At 73.9% G+C, this 19,663-nt stretch carries 23 protein-coding genes; 20 read left to right on the plus strand and 3 right to left on the minus strand.

Going from position 1 to position 19,663, the window contains the following annotated elements; translation table 11 throughout:
* Positions 1-2 precede the first annotated feature (2 nt).
* Together ACVCAH_RS07110 and ACVCAH_RS07115 are read left to right on the plus strand one after the other, a co-directional pair.
* Positions 3-992, plus strand: coding sequence for a nucleoside triphosphate pyrophosphohydrolase (locus ACVCAH_RS07110; protein ID WP_447135233.1), 990 nt, complete (start codon positions 3-5; stop codon positions 990-992).
* A gap of 89 nt (positions 993-1,081) precedes the next feature.
* Positions 1,082-2,701 carry a DUF885 domain-containing protein gene (locus ACVCAH_RS07115; RefSeq protein ID WP_447135234.1) on the plus strand — a complete coding sequence of 540 codons (1,620 nt, stop codon included), beginning with the start codon at positions 1,082-1,084 and terminating at the stop codon, positions 2,699-2,701.
* Positions 2,702-2,738: 37 nt separating this feature from the next.
* Here ACVCAH_RS07115 and nudC read toward each other — a convergent pair whose 3' ends face one another.
* On the minus strand, positions 2,739-3,584 hold the full coding sequence (gene nudC / locus ACVCAH_RS07120; RefSeq protein WP_447135235.1) for an NAD(+) diphosphatase: 846 nt from the start codon (positions 3,582-3,584) through the stop codon (positions 2,739-2,741).
* Entirely contained in the window at positions 3,581-4,273 is a 693-nt protein-coding gene (locus ACVCAH_RS07125) for a hypothetical protein (RefSeq protein WP_447135236.1), read from the minus strand. Before ACVCAH_RS07125 ends, nudC begins: the two co-directional genes overlap by 4 nt.
* A 252-nt stretch (positions 4,274-4,525) precedes the next feature.
* On the opposite strand from ACVCAH_RS07125, the gene eno reads away from it, so the two are divergent.
* The 7 genes from eno to ACVCAH_RS07160 are packed head-to-tail and all read left to right on the plus strand — an operon-like array spanning position 4,526 to position 9,208.
* Positions 4,526-5,809, plus strand: coding sequence for a phosphopyruvate hydratase (gene eno / locus ACVCAH_RS07130; protein ID WP_447135237.1), 1,284 nt, complete (start codon positions 4,526-4,528; stop codon positions 5,807-5,809).
* Positions 5,810-5,841: 32 nt separating this feature from the next.
* The gene (locus ACVCAH_RS07135; protein ID WP_447135342.1) at positions 5,842-6,477 is read left to right on the plus strand and encodes an FtsB family cell division protein; all 636 of its coding nucleotides are present in this window, start codon (positions 5,842-5,844) and stop codon (positions 6,475-6,477) included.
* Positions 6,478-6,511: 34 nt separating this feature from the next.
* Positions 6,512-7,069: a DUF501 domain-containing protein gene (locus tag ACVCAH_RS07140; RefSeq protein WP_447135238.1), complete on the plus strand. Its 558-nt coding sequence runs from the start codon at positions 6,512-6,514 to the stop codon at positions 7,067-7,069.
* Positions 7,066-7,605 (plus strand): amino-acid N-acetyltransferase, encoded by a 540-nt coding sequence (locus ACVCAH_RS07145; protein WP_447135343.1) that lies wholly within the window; start codon positions 7,066-7,068, stop codon positions 7,603-7,605. Before ACVCAH_RS07140 ends, ACVCAH_RS07145 begins: the two co-directional genes overlap by 4 nt.
* A gap of 48 nt (positions 7,606-7,653) precedes the next feature.
* Complete coding sequence (locus tag ACVCAH_RS07150) at positions 7,654-8,595, plus strand: Ppx/GppA phosphatase family protein (RefSeq protein ID WP_447135344.1); 942 nt, start codon at positions 7,654-7,656, stop codon at positions 8,593-8,595.
* Positions 8,596-8,630: 35 nt separating this feature from the next.
* The gene (locus ACVCAH_RS07155; RefSeq protein WP_447135239.1) at positions 8,631-8,834 is read left to right on the plus strand and encodes a ribbon-helix-helix domain-containing protein; all 204 of its coding nucleotides are present in this window, start codon (positions 8,631-8,633) and stop codon (positions 8,832-8,834) included.
* On the plus strand, positions 8,831-9,208 hold the full coding sequence (locus ACVCAH_RS07160) for a type II toxin-antitoxin system death-on-curing family toxin (protein WP_447135240.1): 378 nt from the start codon (positions 8,831-8,833) through the stop codon (positions 9,206-9,208). Before ACVCAH_RS07155 ends, ACVCAH_RS07160 begins: the two co-directional genes overlap by 4 nt.
* Positions 9,209-9,293: 85 nt before the next feature.
* Here the strand turns inward: ACVCAH_RS07160 and ACVCAH_RS07165 are convergent, their stop codons facing one another.
* The gene (locus ACVCAH_RS07165) at positions 9,294-9,920 is read right to left on the minus strand and encodes a LysE family translocator (protein ID WP_447135241.1); all 627 of its coding nucleotides are present in this window, start codon (positions 9,918-9,920) and stop codon (positions 9,294-9,296) included.
* Between the two features lie 96 nt (positions 9,921-10,016).
* Between ACVCAH_RS07165 and ACVCAH_RS07170 the strand changes: the two genes are divergently transcribed.
* The 11 genes from ACVCAH_RS07170 to ACVCAH_RS07220 all read left to right on the plus strand — a co-directional run bounded on the left by ACVCAH_RS07170 (position 10,017) and on the right by ACVCAH_RS07220 (position 19,614).
* On the plus strand, positions 10,017-10,349 hold the full coding sequence (locus ACVCAH_RS07170; RefSeq protein ID WP_447135242.1) for a PadR family transcriptional regulator: 333 nt from the start codon (positions 10,017-10,019) through the stop codon (positions 10,347-10,349).
* Positions 10,346-11,362, plus strand: a complete 1,017-nt coding sequence (locus tag ACVCAH_RS07175; RefSeq protein WP_447135243.1) for an HAAS signaling domain-containing protein — start codon at positions 10,346-10,348, stop codon at positions 11,360-11,362. The genes ACVCAH_RS07170 and ACVCAH_RS07175 overlap by 4 nt, the downstream gene beginning before the upstream one ends.
* A 160-nt stretch (positions 11,363-11,522) precedes the next feature.
* Positions 11,523-11,990 (plus strand): LppU/SCO3897 family protein, encoded by a 468-nt coding sequence (locus ACVCAH_RS07180; protein WP_447135244.1) that lies wholly within the window; start codon positions 11,523-11,525, stop codon positions 11,988-11,990.
* A gap of 202 nt (positions 11,991-12,192) precedes the next feature.
* Positions 12,193-12,879: a dienelactone hydrolase family protein gene (locus ACVCAH_RS07185; RefSeq protein WP_447135245.1), complete on the plus strand. Its 687-nt coding sequence runs from the start codon at positions 12,193-12,195 to the stop codon at positions 12,877-12,879.
* Between the two features lie 19 nt (positions 12,880-12,898).
* Positions 12,899-13,612: a uracil-DNA glycosylase gene (locus tag ACVCAH_RS07190; RefSeq protein ID WP_447135345.1), complete on the plus strand. Its 714-nt coding sequence runs from the start codon at positions 12,899-12,901 to the stop codon at positions 13,610-13,612.
* A gap of 74 nt (positions 13,613-13,686) precedes the next feature.
* Positions 13,687-14,430, plus strand: coding sequence for a DUF4129 domain-containing protein (locus tag ACVCAH_RS07195; protein WP_447135246.1), 744 nt, complete (start codon positions 13,687-13,689; stop codon positions 14,428-14,430).
* A gap of 55 nt (positions 14,431-14,485) precedes the next feature.
* Positions 14,486-15,070: a hypothetical protein gene (locus ACVCAH_RS07200; RefSeq protein WP_447135247.1), complete on the plus strand. Its 585-nt coding sequence runs from the start codon at positions 14,486-14,488 to the stop codon at positions 15,068-15,070.
* Positions 15,070-16,077, plus strand: coding sequence for an AAA family ATPase (locus ACVCAH_RS07205; protein WP_447135248.1), 1,008 nt, complete (start codon positions 15,070-15,072; stop codon positions 16,075-16,077). The genes ACVCAH_RS07200 and ACVCAH_RS07205 overlap by 1 nt, the downstream gene beginning before the upstream one ends.
* On the plus strand, positions 16,077-17,480 hold the full coding sequence (locus ACVCAH_RS07210) for a DUF58 domain-containing protein (RefSeq protein WP_447135249.1): 1,404 nt from the start codon (positions 16,077-16,079) through the stop codon (positions 17,478-17,480). Before ACVCAH_RS07205 ends, ACVCAH_RS07210 begins: the two co-directional genes overlap by 1 nt.
* Positions 17,481-17,580: 100 nt before the next feature.
* Positions 17,581-18,144, plus strand: coding sequence for a hypothetical protein (locus tag ACVCAH_RS07215; protein ID WP_447135250.1), 564 nt, complete (start codon positions 17,581-17,583; stop codon positions 18,142-18,144).
* Between the two features lie 138 nt (positions 18,145-18,282).
* Positions 18,283-19,614, plus strand: coding sequence for an NAD(P)/FAD-dependent oxidoreductase (locus ACVCAH_RS07220; RefSeq protein WP_447135251.1), 1,332 nt, complete (start codon positions 18,283-18,285; stop codon positions 19,612-19,614).
* The last annotated feature ends 49 nt before the right edge of the window (positions 19,615-19,663 follow it).

Below are 19,663 nucleotides of genomic sequence, written 5' to 3' on the forward strand. Positions count from 1 at the left end.
GCATGGCGCCACGGATCGTCCTGCTGGTCACCTCGCCCCGGCTGCCGGCCGGGTTGCTGACCGCGGCCGCCTGGGACGTCGTACGACAGGCCCCGGTGCTGGTCGGCGCGGAGAGCGAACTGACCACGGCGGTCCGCGCGGCGGGCGCCGAGGTCACCGTGGTCGAGAGCGCGGCGACGACGGCGCTGCTGGACGCGGCCGCCGCACGCGGCACCGCGGTCTGGCTGGCCGGGCCGACCGGCGACGAGTCGCTGGCCCGGGAGCTGGGGCTGCGGCTGGCCCGCGAGCCGGGCCTGGCCGAGCTGGAGCTGATGTACGGCTCGTGGGATCCGCCCGGGGCCCGGCTGCTCGACGCGGTCGCGGTGATGGACCGGCTGGCGTCGCCCGGCGGCGACCCGTGGAAGCGGGCCCAGACCCACGAGAGCCTGGCCCGGTTCCTGCTCGAGGAGTGCTACGAGGCGTACGACGCGATCGGCGCCGGGGACACCGACGCGCTCCGCGAGGAACTGGGCGACGTGCTGCTCCAGGTGGTACTGCACGCCCGGCTCGCCGAGGAACTGCCCGAGGGCGAGCGGTGGACCATCGACGACGTGGCCGGCGGGCTGGTCGACAAGATGATCCGGCGCAACCCGCACGTCTTCGCCGGCGCCGAGGCGGGCACCCTGGAGGAGATCACCGAGAACTGGGAGCGGATCAAGCGGGCCGAGAAGCCGCGCGGCTCGGTGCTGGACGGGGTGGCGCCCAGCCAGCCCGCGCTGGCGCTGGCCGCGAAGATCCTGGAGCGCGCCGCCCGGGTCGGCCTGGCCGTCCCGCCCCCGCTCGCCGAGTCCCAGGTGGACCCCGAGGCGCGGCTCGGCGCCAGCCTGCTGGCCACGGTCGCCGCCGCCCGGGAGGCCAACCTCGACCCCGAGGCCGCCCTCCGCCGCACCGCCCTCGCCTACGCCCAGGCCATCCGCGCCACCGAACCCCCCACCCCCGACCAGTCCGGTTGATCATGAAGTTGTCGTCGCGACACGCCGTGGCGGGTGACGACAACTTCATGATCAACGCGCCGGGCCGGGTGGGTGGGTAGGGTTCGGGGGTGCAGGAGTTTGGGGCGCTCGCGGAGCGGATCGTCGAGGCGTTGCTGGAGAGCCGGCCGGGGCTGGCCACGTCGGCGGGGGATCACCGCTACGACGACCGGCTGCCCGACCTCTCCACCGACGCCCTCGCCGCCGACCAGGCGATGCTCCGGGAGGCGGCGGACGCCCTCTCCGAGCTCGACCCGGACGCGCTGGAGACCGAGGAGCGGGTCGACCACGCGCTGCTGAGCGCCCTGGTCGACCGGGCGCTGTTCGAGGCGACCGAGATCCGCACGCACGAGTGGGACCCGCTGCGGCACAACCCCGGCCCGCTGCTGCACGCGCTGGTCGCCCGCCCATACGCCCCGGTCGAGGTCCGGCTGGAGAGCCTGGCCGGCCGGCTCGCCGCCGTACCGGACGCGCTGGCGACCGCGCGCGCGACGCTGCGCGACATGCCGCGGATCCACGCCGAGACGGCGGTCGGGCAGTTCACCGGCACGGCGGCGCTGATCCGCGACGAGGTGCCGGCGCTGCTTGCCCAAGCCCCCACCCGGTACGACCGGATCGAGCCCGCCGCCACCGCGGCCATCGCGGCGCTGGAGGAGTTCGTCGCCTGGCTGCGCATCGGCCTGGCCGAGGACGCCGGGCCCGGACGGGACCCGCGGCTGGGCCGCCGCCGCTGGGAGGCGCGGCTCTGGCACACCCTGGACACCGAGCTGGGCGCCGCCGAGATCCAGCGCCGGGCCTGGGCCAACCTGGACCGGGTCACCGAGGAGATCCGGGCGGCGGCGGTCGAGCTGGTCGGCGGCCCGGCCGACGACGAGACGGTACGCCGGGCGCTGGACCTGCTCGCCGCCGAGCACCCGGACAACCACTCCATCGTGGACCTGGCCGGCGTGACGCTGGACGAGGCGACCGACTTCGTCCGCGCGCACGACCTGGTCACCCTGGTCGACGACCCGTGCGTGATCCAGGAGATGCCCGAGTTCGCCCGGGGCGTGGCGGTCGCCTACTGCGACTCGCCCGGCCCGCTGGAGACGGCGGACGTGCCGACCTTCTACTGCATCTCGCCGACCCCGGCGGACTGGCCGGCGCACCGGGTCGAGTCGTTCTACCGCGAGTACAACGACCACATGGTCCGCAACCTGACCGTGCACGAGGCGATGCCCGGGCACTTCCTCCAGCTCGCCCACGCCCGCCGCTACGCCGGCGGCACCCGGGTGCGGGCGGTGGCCCGGTCCGGCCCGTTCATCGAGGGCTGGGCGGTCTACGCCGAGGAGCTGATGGCCGGTCTCGGCTTCGGTGGCCTGCCGGTGCGGTTGCAGCAGCTCAAGATGCAGCTGCGGATGACCATCAACGCGCTGCTCGACCAGCTGGTGCACTGCGAGGAGATGACCGAGGCCGAGGCGATGGCGCTGATGACCGGGCGTGGCTTCCAAGAGGAGGGCGAGGCCGCCGGCAAGTGGCGGCGCGCGCTGCTCACCTCCACCCAGCTGTCGACCTACTTCGTGGGGTACAGCGAGGTGGCCGACCTCGCCGCGGCCCGGCCGGACGGGGTGTCGGTGCGCGACTGGCACGACGCGATGCTGGCCCACGACTGCCCGTCCCCGCGCCACCTGCGCACCCTGCTCGACGTCTGAACGGCCGACCCGGCCCGTGCGGCCGTCGCCGCTCGGATCAGCCGCGCGCGGCGGTCACCGCCGCGTCGATCAGCCAGCGCGAGATGGAGTACGCCGGCGGCAGCTCCGCCGGCAGCGCGTCCAGCGGGAACCAGCGCGCCTGCACCAGTTCCTTCCCGTCGACCACCGGCTCGGCGGCCGGGTCGGCGGCGGTGGCGGTGAAGCCGGCGAGCAGCACCCCGGGGCCGGACATCGCCCACGGCTGGCTGCCGAAGTAGGTCAGCCGGTCGAGGGTCAACCCGACCTCCTCGCCGACCTCCCGGTGCGCGGCCGCCTCCAGCGTCTCGCCGGCCTCGACGAAGCCGGCGACCAGCGCCCACAGCTCCGTCGGCCCGTACGAGTGGCGGACCAGGAGCAGTTCGTCGGGGCGGCCGGCCGACCCGGGCCGGGTGATCGCCACCAGCACGGCCGGGGAGAGCTGCATCGGCACGTACAGCCCGCAGTCGGGGCAGCGCCGGGCCGACTCGCCCGGCACGTCGGCCAGCTCGGCCCGGCAGGCGCCGCACCAGCGGTGGGCGTGCCGCCAGGTCGCCACCTGCAGCGCCCGCCCGGCCAGCGCGGCCAGTGGTTCGGGCACCTCGGCGGCGAGCGCCCGCCAGCTCAGCCAGCGACCCGGGTAGTCGCCCGCGGACCGGGCGGTGACCCAGACCGGGGTGCCGTCGAGCGTGCCGAGCGGCACCCAGCCGGTGTCGGCGGGCAGGTCGGCGATCCGGGGGAACCGCCCGTCCGCGCCGACCAGCAGTTTCCGGCCGGCCACCACCAGCGCCGGGTCGTCCGCGGCCGGCGGGCCGGCCTGCCCCGCCCCGGGCACGAACCGGCTGCCGGCGCCGGCCGTCGCGGTCATGAGCTGGTCGAGCGGCGGTCGACGATGCCGGCGCCGGGCGGCAGGTCGAACGCCGTCCCGTCGACGGTCTCCCGGTAGCGGCTCAGTGCCAGCTCCACCGGCTTGCCGTCGACCTGCCCGGTGAAGCTGCCCAGCGCGCCCTCGGTGGTGACACAGGCGGTGAAGTTGCCGGCCGACTGCCGCACGTCCACGCAGGTGGCGTGCCGGCCGGCCAGGGTGGTGTCGCTCTGCGTGATCACCGCCTCCGGGTCGAGCGCGGCGGCGGTGAGCAGCCCCACCACGACCGGCGGGGTGACCAGGCCCCGCTGCTTGGCCTCGGTGAAGACGGCCACCGACGGCTTGCTGTTCGGCGCGGGCGGCGCATCGAGGGTGCAGATCGTACGGCCGCCGGTGGTCTCGCAGCGGGTGGTCGCCTCGTCGGTGACGGTCAGCTTGCCGCCCGGGTAGCTGTACGCGGAGCGGGCCGGCTCCTGCGCCTGGGCGATGCTGGCGGTCTGCCCGCCGGGAAGCTGGTAGTCGGCGGAGTAGGTCAGCTCCAGTGCCCGGTCCAGCCGGGCGGCGAGGTCGTTGACCAGATCGGCTCGCCCGATCGCCCGGCCGGCGTCGTCGAGGGCCTGGCAGCCGGTGACGGTGAGCGACGCGATGACCGACACGGCGAGCATTCGGAGGGTGGTCGAGGCGGCGGGCATGGCGCCCAGCCTCCTCGATCGGTCCCACGGTACGCAAACCCGTTGCCGGTTGAGGCCCGAGAATCCGGGAATGTCCGGGTAACCCGGCGTCGGGGGCAGGTTTCGGGCCGGGCTGCGCCCGATCGGAGGGGTCCTCGTGTGACCGCACGGCCCGCGCCCGAGCCCCGCCCGATACGCTGCGTTCAACACCTGCCTCAGCCGCACCGTCGCGGCTCATACCGCACCGGAACCACACAAACGAGGAGCGACTCAGTGGCAACCATCGAGGGAATCGTCGCCCGGGAGATTCTCGACTCGCGGGGCAACCCGACGGTCGAGGTCGAGGTCGGCCTGGACGACGGCACGGTGGCCCGCGCCGCGGTGCCCTCCGGCGCCTCCACCGGCGCCTTCGAGGCGCTCGAGCTGCGCGACGGTGACGCCGACCGCTACCAGGGCAAGGGCGTGGAGAAGGCGGTCTCCAACGTCGAGGACAAGATCGTCGACGAGCTGATCGGCTACGAGGCCAGCGAGCAGCGGCTGATCGACCAGAAGATGCTCGACATCGACGGCACCGACACCAAGTCCGAGTTGGGCGCGAACGCCATCCTCGGGGTGTCCCTGGCGGTGGCGAAGGCCGCCGCCGGCAGCGCCGAGCTGAGCCTCTTCCGCTACCTGGGCGGCCCGAACGCGCACCTGCTGCCGGTGCCGATGATGAACATCCTCAACGGTGGGGCGCACGCCGACTCCAACGTCGACATCCAGGAGTTCATGATCGCCCCGATCGGCGCCCCCAGCTTCCGGGAGGCGCTGCGCTCCGGCGCGGAGGTCTACCACGCGCTCAAGTCCGTGCTGAAGAAGAAGGACCTCTCCACCGGCCTCGGCGACGAGGGCGGCTTCGCGCCGAACCTGCCCACCAACTCGGCCGCGCTGGACCTGATCGCCGAGGCGGTGGAAAAGGCCGGCTACCGGCTCGGCACCGACATCGTCTTCGCGCTGGACGTGGCGGCGACGGAGTTCTTCGACAACGGCACCTACACCTTCGAGGGCGCCACGAAGACCGCCGAGGAGATGAGCAACTACTACACCAAGCTCATCGGCGACTACCCGATCGTGTCGATCGAGGACCCGCTGTCCGAGGACGACTGGAGCGGCTGGCAGACGCTGACCGCGTCGGTCGGCGACCGGATCCAGATCGTCGGCGACGACCTGTTCGTCACCAACCCGCAGCGGATCGCCCGGGGCATCGCCGAGAAGGCTGCCAACGCCGTGCTGGTCAAGGTGAACCAGATCGGTTCGCTGACCGAGACCCTCGACGCGGTCGACCTGGCGCACCGGGCCGGCTTCACCTGCATGATGAGCCACCGCTCCGGCGAGACCGAGGACACCACCATCGCCGACCTGGCCGTGGCCACCGGCTGCGGCCAGATCAAGACCGGTGCCCCGGCGCGTTCGGACCGGGTGGCCAAGTACAACCAGCTCCTGCGGATCGAGGAGGAACTGGCCGACGCGGCGCGGTACGCCGGGGCGGGCGCCTTCCCGCGCTACCGTTCCGCCTGAGTCGCGCGAAGCCTCGGGGGAGGGGTGTGACGATGCAGCAGCGCCGCACACCGGGTGGTCAGCGTCCCGTCCGCCGGCCGGGTCAGCCCGGCCGGCCAGGCGGGAGCCGGGCCGCCCGGGGATCGGTCCGCGACGGCGGGGTCCGCGCCGACCCGCGCGCCGCCGCCGGCCGCGCGCCCGGCACGGCCCGCGGCGCCGAGGGCGTACGCTCCGCGAACCGGCCCGCCGCCCGTCGTACGGCGGCCGGTGGCACGGTCAAGCGGCTCACCGCACCCCACCCCCGACGCTTCACCGGGCGGGCCACCGTGCTCTTCGCGGTGCTGATCGCCCTCGCTCTGGCCTACACCTACCCGGTGCGGGTCTACCTGGACCAGCAGGCCGACATCGAGCGGATGGAGGCGTCCCAGGCGAAGCAGGAGAAGCTGATCGCCGACCTGTCCGCCGAGGCGGCCAAGTGGCAGGACGACGCGTTCATCGAGACCAAGGCCCGGGAGCGGTTCTTCATGACCCGACCGGGCGAGAAGATCGTGATCCTGCTCAACGACCCGGCGGGCGCCGCCCGGGACGCGGGTCGCGGCAACCCGGCCGGCCCGGCCACCCCCGACCCCTGGTACGACACCCTCTGGTCGAGCGTGGAGGCCGCCAACGGCGAGCAGCCCGACAAGTGAGCAGCAACGCAGCACCGAACGAGAGATGGGCACCGTGACTGTCGTACCACCGCAGGAGCCGGCGGCGGATTCCGTACCCCTGCCGCAGCGGGAACCGGCCACCGAGGCCGACCTGGCCGCGGTGGCCGCGCAGCTCGGCCGCCCGCCCCGGGGCACCCGGGCGGTGGCCCACCGCTGCCCCTGCGGCCTGCCCGACGTGGTGGAGACGACCCCCCGGCTGGCCGACGGCACGCCTTTCCCGACGCTTTATTACCTGACCTGCCCCCGGGCGACCGCCGCGTGCAGCCGGCTGGAGTCCGCCGGGCTGATGAAGGACATGGCCGACCGGCTCGACACCGACCCGGAACTGGCCGCCCGCTACCGGGCCGCGCACGAGGACTACCTCACCCGCCGGGAGGCGATCGGCCACGTGCCCGAGATCGCCGGCATCTCCGCCGGCGGCATGCCGGGACGGGTGAAGTGCCTGCACGTGCACCTCGGGCACGCGCTCGGCGCGGGGCCCGGGGTGAACCCGTTCGGCGACGAGACGCTGGAGCTGGTGGAGCCTTGGTGGACGGCGGGGCCGTGCGTGGACGTGCCGGCGGGCGGATGACCGGGGAGGCCGGACCGGGCCGGGCCGCCGCGGACGAGATCGTCGTCCGCCGGGCCCGCACCCGCGACGTACGCGGCATCCGGCGGCTGGTCGACACCTACACCGACGACCGGCGGCTGCTCAGCAAGGCCACCGTCACGCTCTACGAGGACGTGCAGGAGTTCCGGGTCGCGGTCCGGGCCGCCGACGACGCGGTGGTCGGCTGCGGCGCGCTGCACGTGATGTGGGAGGACCTGGCCGAGATCCGGACGGTCGCCGTCGACCCGGCGTGCCGGGGTCGCAAGATCGGCCACCGGATCGTCGGGGAGCTGATCGACGCCGCCCGGGAACTCGGGGTGGCCCGGATCTTCGTGCTCACCTTCGAGACCCGGTTCTTCGGCTCGTTCGGCTTCACCGCGATCGACGGCGCCCCGGTGCCGCAGCCGGTCTACGAGCAGCTGCTGCGCTCCTACGACGAGGGTGTCGCCGAGTTCCTGGACCTGGAGCGGGTCAAGCCGAACACCCTCGGCAACACCCGCATGCTGCTGCGCCTCTGACCGGCGAACCCGGCGGACTGCCGTAGGGTTGCTGCCGTGACGACGCGCGTGGCCGCCATCGACTGCGGGACCAACTCGATCCGCCTGCTGGTCGCCGACCTGCCCGATCCGGACGCCGGGCCGGAGGCGCCGCTGGTCGACCTCAGCCGGCGGATGGAGATCGTCCGGCTCGGCCAGGGCGTCGACAAGACCGGTCGGCTGGCGCCGGAGGCGATCGAGCGCACCCGGGTCGCGCTCGCCTCCTACGCGGCCGAGATCGAGCGGCTCGGCGCCGAGCGGGTCCGGATGTGCGCCACCTCGGCCACCCGGGACGCCGCCAACGCCGGGGACTTCCGCACCATGGTGGAGCGGACCCTCGGGGTCGCCCCCGAGGTGGTGACCGGCGACGAGGAGGCCCGGCTCTCCTTCACCGGCGCGGTGCGCGGGCTGCCGACCGACGCCAAGGAGCCGTACCTGGTCGTCGACATCGGCGGCGGCTCGACCGAGTTCGTGGTCGGCACCCGCGCCGGCGGGGTCGAGGCCGCCATCTCGATGGACATCGGCTGCGTCCGGATGACCGAGCGGCACCTGCACGGCGACCCGCCGAGCCCGGACGAGGTGACCGCCGCGCAGGCCGACATCGCGGTCGCGGTCGACCGGGCGCTGGAGGTGGTGCCGGGCCGCCAGGCGGCCACCCTGATCGGGCTCGCCGGGTCGGTCACCACCGTGGTCGCGACCGCGCAGGGCCTCCAGGCGTACGACCCGGCGCGCATCCACCACGCCCGGGTGTCGTACGAGGCGGTCGCCGAGGTGACCGCCGACCTGCTCGGCAAGACCCGCGAGCAGCGGCTGGCGATCCCGGTGATGCACCCGGGCCGGGCCGACGTGATCGGCGCGGGCGCCCTGGTGCTCCGGGTGATCATGGAGCGGGCCGGGATGCCCTCGGTGGTCGCCTCCGAGCACGACATCCTCGACGGCATCGCCTGGAGCCTGCAGGCGTCTATGAGCTAGCGGATTGCGCTGGTGACAGGCGGTATGATTTCCATATGGTCACCACGGTCAATCTTCCGGACGGGCTGCACGAGCGGCTCAAGCAGCTCGCCGAGCAGGAGCATCGGTCGATGAACGCCACCATCGTCGTGGCGGTGGAGGAGTATGTCTCGGCGCGCAGCCGTCGGGCCCGGGTGCGGGATCTCGCGCGGGAGGTTGCCGAGCGCGATGCTGAACTGCTGCGGCGGCTGGCGGAGTGACCAACTACCTCGAGGTCGACGATCTCGTGGAGATCGCCTCGATCGTGTTGGGTGAGACGCCGCAGGTCCGTGACTTCGGTCTGCTCTCCTCGGCGGTGGTCCGCCCGGCGACGGTCGCCTTCGGCCAGGAGGCCTACACCGACCTCTGGAGCAAGGCCGCCGCTCTGCTCCACTCGGTCTGTATGAACCACGCCCTGATTGACGGCAACAAGCGTCTCGCGTGGGCGGCGGCTCGCGTCTTTCTGGCCCTCAACCAGGTGGCGATCCAGGATGTCGACGTCGATCAGGCCGAGGCTCTCGTGATGTCGGTGGCCGGCGGCGCGCTGACGGACGTCGCCGACATCGCCCGCGAACTCCGCAAGCTCTATATCTGATGCCTCCCACGGCGTTGTCGCAGCCGCCGGACGGCATCGCCGGGAGCCTCCAGCGACAGCGCCTCGTGGTGCGGCCCGATGGCGGTCAGGCGCGTTCGGTGGCGAGGCGGACGCCGAAGCCGAGCAGGGCCAGCCCGGTCAGCCCGTCCAGCCAGCGGCGCACCCGCCGCCGGGAGAGCACCTGCCGGGCCCGGTGCAATGCGCCGACCAGCACCAGCAGGTACAGCAGCGAGAGCACCGCGTGGCTGAGCGCGAAGGCGACCAGCACCGTCAACGGCGCCGACCCGCCGACGAACTGTGGCAGCACGGCCAGGTAGAAGGCGAGCACCTTCGGGTTGGTGATGTTCGACAGGAAGCCCTGCCGGAAACCGGTCAGCGCCTGCCCGGGCGGGGCCGCGTCGCCGGCCAGCGGTGGATACCGGCCGACCCACGCCGAGCGCCAGGCCTGCACGCCGAGGTACGCCAGGTAGGCCACGCCGGCCCAGCGGATCGCCTCGAACAGCGGCTGGGAGCGGACGACGAGCGCGCCGAGGCCGGCGGCCGCCGCGATGCCCTGCACCGCGTTGGAACCGGTCACCCCGACGGCGCTCCACACGCCGCGACGCCGGCCGGAGGCCAGGGTGTTGCGGGTGACCACGGCGAAATCCGGGCCGGGGATCAGGATCAGCACCAGGGCGAAGACCAGGAACGATCCGTAGCTGCTCCAGGACATGGTTCGACCCTACGCAGGCCGTCCGGCGCCGGCCACCGACGCGACACGCTACTGTTTCGTTGACGGTACTACGCATCAAACAGTAGTGTCCGACGCGTGGACACCACACAGCTGCTGAAGGGCGTGCTGGATCTCGCGGTCCTCGCCGTGCTGCGCGAGGAGGACGGATACGGCTACGACATCCTCCGCCGGCTGCGCGAGGCCGGCCTGGAGGAGGTCGGCGACGCCTCCGTCTACGGCACGTTGCGCCGGCTCTTCACCGCGGGCCTGTTGACGACGTACGTCGTGCCCAGCGAATCCGGCCCGCACCGCAAGTACTACTCGCTCAACGCCGCCGGCCGGGACCAGCTCACCCGCTCCGGCAAGCTCTGGCGCTCGTTCGCCACCACCATGGACACGCTGCTCGACGATCGGGGGATGGCGGAATGACCGTCACGGAGCAGGAGATCGCGGACTACGTCGCGCGGGTCCGGGCCGCGCTGACCGACCTGCCGGCGGCGGTCCGCGACGAGCTGACCGAGGACCTGCCGGAGCACCTCGCCGAGGTGGCCGCCGAGGCCGACGGCTCGCTGGTCGAGCGGTTGGGGCAGCCCGAGGAGTACGCGGCGGAGCTGCGGGCCGCGGCCGGCGCGCCGGCGACCGCCGGGCGCAACCTCGACCAGCGGGTGGCCGCCGCCGTGGGCCGGGCCCGCCGCCAGCTGCGCGCGCTGGACACCCAGCTCGGCCCGCCGCTGGGTTACGCGACGTTGAGCGAGTTCCTGCGGCTGCTCCGCCCGGCCTGGTGGGTGCTGCGCGGCTACCTCGCCGCCATGCTGGTCACCGTGATCTCCACCGGCGGCAGCTTCGGCCTGCTGCCGCGGTTCGGCGGTGAGCTGCTCGCCGGCCTGGTCATGCTGGTCGGCTTCGTGCTCGCCTCGATCTGGCTCGGCCACCGCTCCGGGCGGCTGCGGCGCTGGCCCCGCTGGGCAGTGCACGCGGGCAGCGCGGTGCTCGTCGTCTTCGCCCTGGCCGGGCTGGTCAACGCCGAGGACCGGGCGGGCTACCACGACTACGGCTACGACCCGATCGCGGTGCAGAACCCGTACGACCGGGTGCGGGACGTCTTCGTCTACGACAGCGAGGGGCGGCTGGTGGAGAACGCCCGCCTCTTCGACCAGAACGGCGACCCGATCCGGCTCGGCTACCCGGACTGCCCGGACGCGCGCGACCCGCACGGCACCGGCAATCCGCTGCTGCGCACCTACCCGTACTGCCCCGATCAGGCGCCCTTCGCGCCGCGTGCCCCGGTCGGGCCGGCGCCGGGGTCGACCCTGCCCCCGCTGGCCACCCCGACGCCGGAACCCACCGGCGAGCCGGGTCCCACGCCGGGCGGCACCGGCACGCCGAGCCCTGGCCCGACGGTGAGCCCGAGCGCCACCCCGACCCCGAGCGCCACCCGCTGAACGCCCCGGAGACCCCGGTCACCCGTCCCGTGGTGATCGGGGTTCGCCGTGCCGTTACGAAGCTGGGAAATAGCTGAACGGATGAGGGCGACGGGACAGCGCGCCGCGTTGTTGATCGTTACGGTGTCGTCTGCTCATCTACCCCTCGGAAGGAAAACCCGTGTCAGAGCAGGTCGCACCGCCCCCCGCCCCGGACGCCCACCAGCCCCAGCCCGGCGTCCAGGCGCCGCCCCCGGCGCAGCCGGCGAAGAAGTCCGGCGGCAAGAAGGTGCTCGGCATCGTGGGCGCGATCGTCGTGTTCCTGGTGATCGCGGGGCTGAAGTTCGGTCTCGGCAACGTCCTGAACAAGGACGAGACGGCCGAGGCGAAGGCCGGCGACTGCATCGCCGAGCTGCCCGAGATCACCGGCACCGAGGAGGAGGAGGTCGACAACGCCAAGGTCGTCGACTGCACCTCGACCGAGGCCGTGTACAACGTGGTCGGCCGGGTGGACGGGCAGACCGAGGCGCAGGCCAAGACGGGCGAGGCCTGCGAGCAGTACATCAAGGAGGGTGAGGACGGCTACGTCTTCTACAGCATCGAGCCCGGCAAGAAGGGCTACCTGCTCTGCCTCACCAAGAAGGCCTGACCTCCCCGGATCGGCAGCACCGACGGCGGCGCGGAGAACCTCCGCGCCGCCGTCGGCGTACCCGGAGTCACCGGCGGGCGAACGGGAGGTGAATGCCACTGTTCCAGCGTCTTCCCGGCGCGGTCGCGGCGTGGCAGGCTACCGGCACGTAGGACCACTGGGCGACCAGCCAACGATGACTGACCGCTAGGAGGACGGGCCGATGGGCGAAATGGTGAGCTTCACCAGCAACGGGGGGACGAGCGAGGGGTATCTCGCGATACCCTCCGGCGGTGCGGCCAGCCCCGCGGTCATCGTCATCCAGGAGTGGTGGGGTCTGGTGCCGCACATCACCTCGGTGGCGGACCGCTTCGCCGAGGCCGGTTTCGTCGCCCTCGCGCCCGACCTCTACCACGGCGAGACGGCCAGCGAGCCGGACGAGGCCCGGCGGCTGCTGATGGACCTGCGGATGGACGAGGCGGCGCGGGACATCGCCGCCGCGGCGAACTACCTCGCGCAGCGGCCGGAGGTGACCGGCAAGGTGGGCTGCGTCGGGTTCTGCGCCGGTGGCAGCCTGGCGCTCTGGTCGGCCACCATCTCCGAGCGGATCGTCGCCACGGTCGGCTTCTATCCGCGGCTGCCCTGGGAGAAGATGCGCCCCGACTGGGCCGACTACGCCGGCAAGGCCGCGGTCGTGCACTGCTCCGAAGAGGACGGCACCTCCACCGGGGAGGGCGTGCAGACCGCCCGCCGGGCGATCGAGGAGGCCGGCGGCACCTGCCACCTCTACGACTACCCGGGCACCGCGCACGCCTTCTTCAACGACGACCGGCCCGAGGCGTTCGACCAGCGGGCCGCGTCCAGCGCCTGGGCCCGCACCCTCGAGCTCTTCCGGGCCAAGCTTGGCTGAGCCGCGTACCCCCGAGGAGGTGGTCGCCCGCGCCGCGCGGGCGACCGACCTGGCCGACCTCGACGCCGCCGTCAGCGACTGCTTCGCCTGCCCGCGGCTGGTCGACTGGCGGGAGGAGGTCGCCCGGACCCGCCGGGCGGCCTTCCGCGACCAGGAGTACTGGGGACGGCCGGTGCCCGGCTTCGGCGCGTCCGACGCGCGGATCGCCATCCTCGGCCTAGCGCCCGCCGCGCACGGCGGCAACCGCACCGGCCGCATCTTCACCGGCGACCGCTCCGGCGACGTGCTCTTCGCCGCGCTGCACCGCGCCGGCCTGGCCAACCAGCCGACCAGCGTCTCCGCCGACGACGGCCTCACCCTGCGGGACACCCGGATCTTCGCCGCGGTGCGCTGCGCGCCGCCGGACAACAAGCCCACGCCACAGGAGCGGGACACCTGCGCGCCGTGGCTGCACCGCGAGGTCGCGCTGATCCGGCCGACGCTGCGGGTGGTGGTCGCGCTGGGCGCGTTCGCCTGGGCCGCGTGGTGGCCGGTGCTGCGTGCGGTGTACGGCCAGCGCCCGCCCAGCCCGCGACCGGCGTTCGCGCATGGGGCACACTGGTCCGGCGCGGCCGCACCGGAGCTGCTCGGCTGCTACCACGTCAGCCAGCAGAACACCTTCACGGGACGGCTGACACCAGGGATGCTGGACGATGTGTTCGCCCGGGCGAAGCGGTCGGCCGGGGTGGACTGAAACGGCGGGGCGGTGGCGATGACGGACGGAACGTGCCGTTGCCGTACGCGCCGGTGGTCCGGAGGTGGTCCCGGATGGATCTGAGCGTGCTGCGCAGGTGGTGGCCAGTGGCCGCGGTGGCCGTTCTGCTCGCCGTCGCCGCGACGGCGGCCGCGCACTCGTCGATCGGCGCGAGCCGGATCCCGCCCGCCGCGGACAACATTCCCTACGTTCCGGAGTATCCGACGGTGGCACCGAGCCCGTCGATCCCGATCGAGCCACGCGACGCGGGGGAGGCCACCCAGGCGCAGATCCCGCAGTGGATCGCCACCGCGGCGATGGTGCTGCTCGGGCTGGCCCTGCTGGTCGCGTTCGGCTACCTGACCTGGACGCTGATCCGGGGCGCGATCCGCCGGACCACCCGGGCGCTGCCGGCGCGGTCGGCCCGGCGTACCGCCGAGGGCACCGCCCGCGAGGTGGTCGCCGCCCTTGACGCGGGCCTGGTCGACCTGGACGACCAGGCCACCGACCCGCGGACCGCGGTGATCGCCTGCTGGGTCCGGCTGGAGGAGGCCGCCGCGGCGGCCGGCGTGCCCCGGCTGCCCGGGGACACCCCCACCGACCTGGTCACCCGCCTGCTGCGCGGGGATCCGGCCGCCGGCGTGCCGGCGATCGTCAGCGCCGACGTGCTGGCCGAGTTCGCCCACGTCTACCGGGAGGCGCGGTACGCCACCCATCCGGTCGACGAGCGCACCCGGGACCAGGCCCGGGCCGCGTTGCGCCGGCTGCGCGGTGAGCTCACCGCGGTGGTGGCCGGCGGTGCGGAGGTGGCATCGTGAGCGCGAGGAGTGAGCCGGGTTTGCGAGCCCCGCAGTCGCGAGCTGAGGTGGCGACGTGAGCAGCACCAGCATCGATGACCTGCTCAGCTTCGAGGAGGAGCGGCCCCGGCCCGACGAGCGGGAGCGCGGCAGCCGGATCGGGCAGGTGCTGCGCGCCGTGGCCGGGATGGCGGCGGTGGTGGTCGTGCTGGTCGCCGGGCTGCGCCTGGTCGGCCTGCGGGTGTCGCTGCTGATCCTGGTCGCCGGGGTGGTCGCGCTGTTCGCGGTGCGCCGGGTCGTCGCCGCGCTGGCGCCCCCGCCGCCGCCCCCGGCCGGGTCCCGGGCCGCCTACGTCGACGACGACGGCACCTGGAACTGGAACGCCCGGGATGCGCTGCGCACCGCGATCAACGGCTGGGAGTGGCCGTTGGACTGGTCGACCACCCGGCCGGAACGGTTCACCGGGGTGATCCTGCCCCGGCTCGGCGAGCTGGCCGACGAGCGGCTGCGCCAGCGGCACGGCGTGACCCGCGAGTCCGACCCGGTCCGCGCCCGCGCCCTGCTGGGTGAGCGGCTGTGGACCTTCCTGGAGACCCCGCCCCGCCGCACCCCGTCGCCGCGCGACCTCGCGGCGATCGTCGCCGAACTGGAGAAACTGTGATGAACGACGTCGACCGGACGATCCCCGCCACCGAGGTCGGCCACCTCGCCCGGGCGGTGCTGGACGCGGTCGGCCAGGTCGTCGTCGGCAAGCGGGACGCGCTGGAGCTGGTCCTCGCCGGGATCCTGGCCGGCGGCCACGTGCTGCTGGAGGACCTGCCCGGGCTGGGCAAGACGCTGACCGCCCGCTCCTTCGCCCAGGCGCTCGGGTTGGACTTCCGCCGGCTCCAGTTCACCCCCGACCTGCTGCCGGCCGACGTCACCGGCTCGTTCCTCTACGACCAGCGCAGCGGCGACTTCGCCTTCCGGGCCGGCCCGGTCTTCACCAACCTGCTGCTCGCCGACGAGATCAACCGGACCCCGCCGAAGACCCAGTCGGCCCTGCTCGAGGCGATGCAGGAGAAGCAGGTCTCGGTGGAGGGCGTGACGTACCGGCTGGACGAGCCGTTCCACGTGCTGGCCACCGCCAACCCGATCGAGTACGAGGGCACCTACCCGCTGCCCGAGGCGCAGCTCGACCGGTTCCTGCTGCGGGTGTCCTTCGGCTACCCGGACCACGACGAGGAGTGGGAGGTGCTGCGCCGCCGGATGGGCCGCCGCCGCGAGGAGGCCGACATCAAGCCGGTGGTCGACGCCGCCACGTTGCGGGCCATGCAGGCCGCGCTGGAGGACGTGGTGGTGGAGGACTCGGTCGGCCACTACATCGTCGCGCTGACCGCGGCCACCCGGGAACACCCCTCGGTGCTGGTCGGCGCCTCGCCCCGGGGGTCGCTGGCGCTGCTGCTGCTGGCCCGGGTGCGGGCGGTCCTCGCCGGCCGGGACTACGTGGTGCCGGAGGACGTCAAGGAGGTCGCGGTCCCGGCGCTGGCGCACCGGATCACGCTGCGGCCGGAGATGTGGCTGCGCCGGGTCGATCCGTCCTTCGTGGTCGGCGAGGTGCTCTCCGGCACGCCGGCCCCGGCCAGCGGCGCGCTGCCCAGCTACGCCGCCGGCCGGCCCGGGCTCTGATGGCCGGATCCACGGTGTCGCAGGTCGAGACCGGCGAGCCGGCACCGTCGCCCGGCTGGATACCCAGCTGGGCGCTCGGCCGGGCGGTGCTGCTGACCGGCCTGCTGCTGATCGCGGCGGTGCTGCTCGGCCGGGTCGACCTGGTCGTGCTGGCCGCCCCGATCGCGTTGGGCACGGCGTACGCGTTGCGCCGCCGGCCGACCGCGCTGCCCCAGGTCTGGATCGCCACCGAGGACGCGCACGTGGTCGAGGGGGGCGAGGTCGCCGGCACGGTCACGCTCGGCAACCCGGACACGGTGGACTACGACGTGGCGGTGGTCCGGACCCGGGTCTCGCCCTGGCTGCGGATCGAGCGGGCGAGCATCGCCGGCACCGCGATGGCGTCCGGCGCCGGGCCGGGTGCCGCGGCCGTGGCCGACCGGCCGTTCGTCACCTCCCTCGCCACCGCCACCGCCGTCGACCTGGAACTGGCCGGCCGGGCGCTGCGCTGGGGCCGGCACCCGGTGGGCCCGGCCGGGGCACGCGTCGTCGCCGCGCAAGGCCTGCTCGTCTCCCGCGCGGTGATCACCGAGCCGGTCCGCACCCGGGTCTACCCGAAGACCGAGCCGTTCGAGGCGGTCGAGGCGATGCCCCGGGCCGCCGGCCTGGTCGGCGCGCACCGCTCGCGCCGACCAGGCGAGGGCGGGGAGCTGGCCGGGGTACGCGTCTTCGCGCCCGGCGACCGGCTGCGCCGGATCGACTGGCGGGTCTCGCTGCGGGCCCGGCAACTGCACGTGGCGGCCACCCTGTCCGACCGGGACGCCGAGGTGGTGGTGCTGCTCGACGTGCTCGCCGAGGCGGGCCGCTCCGGTGGGGTCGGCGGTGCCGCCTCGGTGCTGGACACGACGGTCCGGGCCGCAGCCGCGATCGCCGAGCACTACCTGCACCGGGGTGACCGGGTGGCCCTGCTCGAGTACGGCCCGAGCGCCCGCCGGCTGCGCCCGGCCACCGGTCGCCGGCAGTACCTGACCGTGCTGGAGTGGCTGCTCGACGTGCACGCCGAGCACTCCCCGCACGAGCCGTACGACCAGGTGTTCGGGCCGCAGCTGCTCGCCGCGGACGCGCTGGTGGTGGTCCTCACCCCGCTGCTGGACGAGCGTTCGGCGCAGATGCTGGCCCGGCTGGCCCGCTCCGGGCGGTTCGTGGTGGCGGTGGACACCCTGCCGGCCGACCTGCCGGCACCGAAGGACCGCGGTTGGGCGGAGGTGGCGTACCGGCTGTGGCGACTCGACCGGGACACGATGATCGGGCAGCTGCGCGAGCACGGCGTGCCGGTGGTGCGCTGGGCCGGCGCGGGCAGCCTGGACCAGGTGCTGCGCGACGTGGCCCGGCTGGCCACCGCCCCCCGGGTCGGTGCCCGGTGAGCGCGAGGAGTGAGCCGCTTCTGCGAGCCCCGCAGTCGCGAACGAAAGGTGGTCCGGTGAGCGCGCGGCGGCCGGCGGTCCCGGGCGGGGGTGGGCGGGGATGATCGACGCGGTCACCGAACGGGTCCGGGCGGTCCGGCGGGCGGCCGGCCGGGTCAGCCTCACGCCGCTGCTGGTCCGCGCCGGCATCTTCCTCACCGTGCTGGTCGGCTTCGTGCTGGCGTACCCCGCGGAGGTGCTGCTCGGGCGGCCGCTCGGCGCGCTGGTCGTGGTCGCCCTGCTGCCCGCGGTTGCGCCGCGCCGGGTCTGGCCGACCTTCGCGGCGCTGGTCACCGTCGGCGGGTGGCTGCTGGCCACCGACGGGTACGGCCGGCCGATCGCGCTCTGGCGGCTGTTCGCGGTGGCAGCGATGCTGTACCTCACGCACACCCTCTGCGCGCTGGCCGCGGTGCTGCCCTACGACGCGGTGGTCGACCCCGACGTGATCGTGCGGTGGCTGCTCCGGGCCGGCGCGGTGGTGCTCGCCGCCGCGGCGCTCGGGGTGCTGCTGGTGGAGGTCGCCGGTGCCGGCGGCGACCGCGGATTCCAGGCCGTGACGGTGGCCGGTCTGCTGGTCGCGGCCGCGGTGGCCGGGTTGCTGGGCTGGCTGCTGCGACGCGGGTGACGGGTGTGGCGGTCGCGGCGCCACTGCCGCAGCTGACCCGGTCGCCTGACACGTTGCGCAGGTCACAGGGGTTGTGCTCGGTCACAGAAGGGGGGCGCGAGCGGGATTAGCCGAGCCGCGCGGGGAAAGATAGATGACGTGAACCCGAAGCGGATCCTTGTGGTGGGTGCCGGGCACGTCGGTCTCTACGCGGCCCTGCGCCTGTCGAAGAAGCTCAGCTCCCGTGAGGCTGAGGTCATCGTGGTGGACCCGCAGCCCCACATGACCTACCAGCCGTTCCTGCCCGAGGCGGCGGCCGGCAACATCTCCCCCCGGCACTCGGTGGTGCCGCTGCGGCGGGAGTTGCGCCGGTGCAAGGTGGTGGCGGGTGCGGTGACGCGGATCGACCACGACCGCAGGACCGCCGTGGTGCAGCCGATCAGCGGCCCGACCCGGGAGATCCGGTACGACCACGTGGTGGTGGCGCCCGGTTCGGTCTCCCGGACCCTGCCGATCCCCGGCCTGCACGAGCACGGCATCGGGTTCAAAACCATCGGCGAAGCAATCTACCTGCGCAACCACGTGCTGGACCGGCTCGACGTGGCCGCCGCCACGCCCGACCCGGAGGTCCGCCGCAGCGCGCTGACCTTCGTCTTCGTCGGCGGCGGGTACGCCGGCATCGAGGCGCTCGCCGAGATGGAGGACATGGCCCGCGACGCGCTGCGGTACTACCCGGAGCTGAAGCCGGCGGACATGCGCTGGGTGCTGGTCGAGGCGACCCAGCGGGTGCTGCCCGAGGTCGACCGGGACATGGGCGCCTACACCGTCCAGCAGCTGCTCAAGCGGGACATGGACATCCGGCTGGACACCCGGCTGGAGTCCTGCGTCGACGGCGTGGTGAAGCTCTCCGACGGTGACAGCTTCAAGGCGGACACCATCGTCTGGACGGCCGGCGTCAAGCCGTCGCCGCTGCTGGACGCGACCGACTTCCCGCGCGACGAGCGGCGCCGGGTCACCTGCCTGCCGACCCTGCAGGTGGTCGACGGCGACCGGGTGGTCGAGGGCGCCTGGAGCGCGGGCGACTGCGCGGCCGTGCCCGACCTGACCGGCCCGCCCGGGGCGTACTGCTCGCCGAGCGCGCAGCACGCGGTGCGCCAGGCCGCCCGGATGGCCGACAACATCGTCAACGTCGTCCGCGGCCGGGAGCCGGTGGAGTACAAGCACAAGCACGCCGGCAGCGTGGCCAGCCTGGGCCTGCACAAGGGCGTCGCCCAGGTGTACGGCATCAAGATGAAGGGCTGGCCGGCCTGGTTCATGCACCGGACGTACCACATGAGCCGGATCCCGTCGTTCAACCGCAAGGTCCGGGTCGTGGTCGACTGGTCGCTGGCGTTCTTCCTGAAGCGCGAGGTGGTCGCCCTCGGCCAGCTGCACGACCCGCGCGAGGAGTTCGCCGAGGCGTCCCAGCCGGTCGGCGCACCACGCGGCTGACCCGCTACCACGGACCGAGCCCTTCCGCCCTCGCGGAGGGGCTCGTTCC

This window comes from Micromonospora sp. LZ34, from assembly GCF_052981855.1.

Excerpts from the sequence above, each read along its gene's own strand:
- ACVCAH_RS07110 (WP_447135233.1), top strand. The coding sequence starts at position 3 with ATGGCGCCACGGATCGTCCTGCTGGTCACCTCGCCCCGGCTGCCGGCC.
- nudC (WP_447135235.1), bottom strand. The coding sequence starts at position 3,584 with ATGACCGCGACGGCCGGCGCCGGCAGCCGGTTCGTGCCCGGGGCGGGG.
- ACVCAH_RS07125 (WP_447135236.1), bottom strand. The coding sequence starts at position 4,273 with ATGCCCGCCGCCTCGACCACCCTCCGAATGCTCGCCGTGTCGGTCATC.
- ACVCAH_RS07135 (WP_447135342.1), top strand. The coding sequence starts at position 5,842 with ATGCAGCAGCGCCGCACACCGGGTGGTCAGCGTCCCGTCCGCCGGCCG.
- ACVCAH_RS07145 (WP_447135343.1), top strand. The coding sequence starts at position 7,066 with ATGACCGGGGAGGCCGGACCGGGCCGGGCCGCCGCGGACGAGATCGTC.
- ACVCAH_RS07155 (WP_447135239.1), top strand. The coding sequence starts at position 8,631 with ATGGTCACCACGGTCAATCTTCCGGACGGGCTGCACGAGCGGCTCAAG.
- ACVCAH_RS07165 (WP_447135241.1), bottom strand. The coding sequence starts at position 9,920 with ATGTCCTGGAGCAGCTACGGATCGTTCCTGGTCTTCGCCCTGGTGCTG.
- ACVCAH_RS07175 (WP_447135243.1), top strand. The coding sequence starts at position 10,346 with ATGACCGTCACGGAGCAGGAGATCGCGGACTACGTCGCGCGGGTCCGG.
- ACVCAH_RS07185 (WP_447135245.1), top strand. The coding sequence starts at position 12,193 with ATGGGCGAAATGGTGAGCTTCACCAGCAACGGGGGGACGAGCGAGGGG.
- ACVCAH_RS07195 (WP_447135246.1), top strand. The coding sequence starts at position 13,687 with ATGGATCTGAGCGTGCTGCGCAGGTGGTGGCCAGTGGCCGCGGTGGCC.
- ACVCAH_RS07205 (WP_447135248.1), top strand. The coding sequence starts at position 15,070 with ATGAACGACGTCGACCGGACGATCCCCGCCACCGAGGTCGGCCACCTC.
- ACVCAH_RS07210 (WP_447135249.1), top strand. The coding sequence starts at position 16,077 with ATGGCCGGATCCACGGTGTCGCAGGTCGAGACCGGCGAGCCGGCACCG.
- ACVCAH_RS07215 (WP_447135250.1), top strand. The coding sequence starts at position 17,581 with ATGATCGACGCGGTCACCGAACGGGTCCGGGCGGTCCGGCGGGCGGCC.